At 53.2% G+C, this 1492-nt stretch carries 1 protein-coding gene and 1 pseudogene; both read right to left on the minus strand.

Translation table 11 applies throughout. The annotated features are described in order from the left end of the window. Positions 1 to 91: 91 nt before the first annotated feature. A complete protein-coding gene (locus GPK49_RS11015; protein ID WP_003500111.1) occupies positions 92 to 1429 on the minus strand; it encodes a virulence-associated E family protein in 1338 nt (445 codons plus the stop codon). Continuing rightward, positions 1398 to 1492, minus strand: a pseudogene (locus GPK49_RS13085) (CHC2 zinc finger domain-containing protein); the annotation flags it as partial. The gene GPK49_RS11015 and the pseudogene GPK49_RS13085, both read right to left, overlap by 32 nt.

The following is a 1492-nucleotide window of genomic DNA, read 5'->3' on the forward strand; positions in this document are numbered from 1 at the left end:
CATAGGGGAGAAAAGCCGATAGTTTCGGGATTTTCCCCGGCAACCGGCTCGGCAACGGGATAGCAACAGGGGGTGCAACGGGCTGCCATTTTCAGAACGGAAGCTCCATCTGTTCTGTGACCTCCACAAAACCGTCCATCGTTTTTTCAGACGGGTTGCCGGAGTCCGTTGCCGGGTTTTCACGCTCCCAGCCCTTTTGTCTGCCATATTCGGAAAACATTCTTGGGTTCGGGAAGTACCGCCAGCCAGAAATGCACTGGTTCATAATCTCGTTGATTTCCCGGATTTCCCATTGCTTCGGCTCGTCAAAGGCATGGTTCAAGGCTTCCTTATAGAGCTGCTTGGAGCAGACCATGCTCCCGGTGTACTTATCAAGATACGCCTGTATCATCCCGGCTTTGGTGTCCTCCGGCATAAAATCCCGCTGGTGTTCTTTGAGATACCGCTGCATGGCAGGGCTGAAAGCCAGCTTGAACCTGCCGCTTCTGTAAATTTCCATCGCTTCTGCCCACATCTGCTCGATATAGGCTCTGGAAGCGGCTTCGTCCTCCAAAATGTGAACCTCGGCTTGCTCCGGGTACACCATGACGGGGATAAAGCGGCGGTTGCCGGAACGGTCAAGGGGCAGGAAGTCAAGGGCATTGGAAGTGCCGCCAAACACGCACTGACGGGGGCGGTCTGCTGGGTGGGTTTCATAGGGTATCTTGTAAACCTCTTTCTGCCGGCTTAAAAATGACTTGATTTCCTCAATGCTCTTGGCGTTTGCGGTTGCCATCATTTCCGACATTTCGATAATCCAGTGACCTTGCAGCTTACGGTACACATTGTCATCGTCCAGCTTCCGCAAATCATCGGAGAACCACTCGTCCCGGACTGCCAGCAGACGGAAGAAGGTGGACTTTCCAGCCCCCTGACCGCCTACCAGACAAAGCATGATTTCAAACTTGCACCCCGGCTGAAAGGCTCGTGAGATTGCACCCAGCAGGAACAGCTTCAACGCTTCATAGGTGTAATCGTCTGCGTCAGCCCCCAGAAAGTGCCGCAGACAGAAACGGATTCGTTCTGTCCCGTCCCACACAAGGGCACTTAGGTAGTCCCGGATGGGATGGTACTTGTTTTCATTCGCCACAATCCCGATGGCATTATCAATCTTTTTCTCATTGGTAAGCCCATAGGTTTCTTCCAGATAGAGAAGCAGATACTTCATATCCGTATCGTTCAGGGCTGTGCTTTCTCTGTGAAAACCGATGGGCTTTATGATGTCCTTGCGGTCGGTCAGGATGTTGTATGCGATAGCCCCGGAAAGCAGAGGGTCACGCTGGAATACGGTCAGGCAGTTCCGTATGCTCTGGCGGACACCGCCTTTCTCGGTGGTTTCCAGCCCCGCCTTGATTTCCTCAATGCTCTGGGGCGGCTGCATGGCGTTCATGGTGTTTTTTAGTTCTTGCTGCGTCTGCGGCTGCAAGCTCTGCCATTCGCTGTTCAAGCTGTA

It is taken from the genome of Clostridium sp. MCC345, assembly GCF_018785345.1.
GTDB lineage: Bacteria > Bacillota > Clostridia > Lachnospirales > Anaerotignaceae > Anaerotignum_A > Anaerotignum_A faecicola.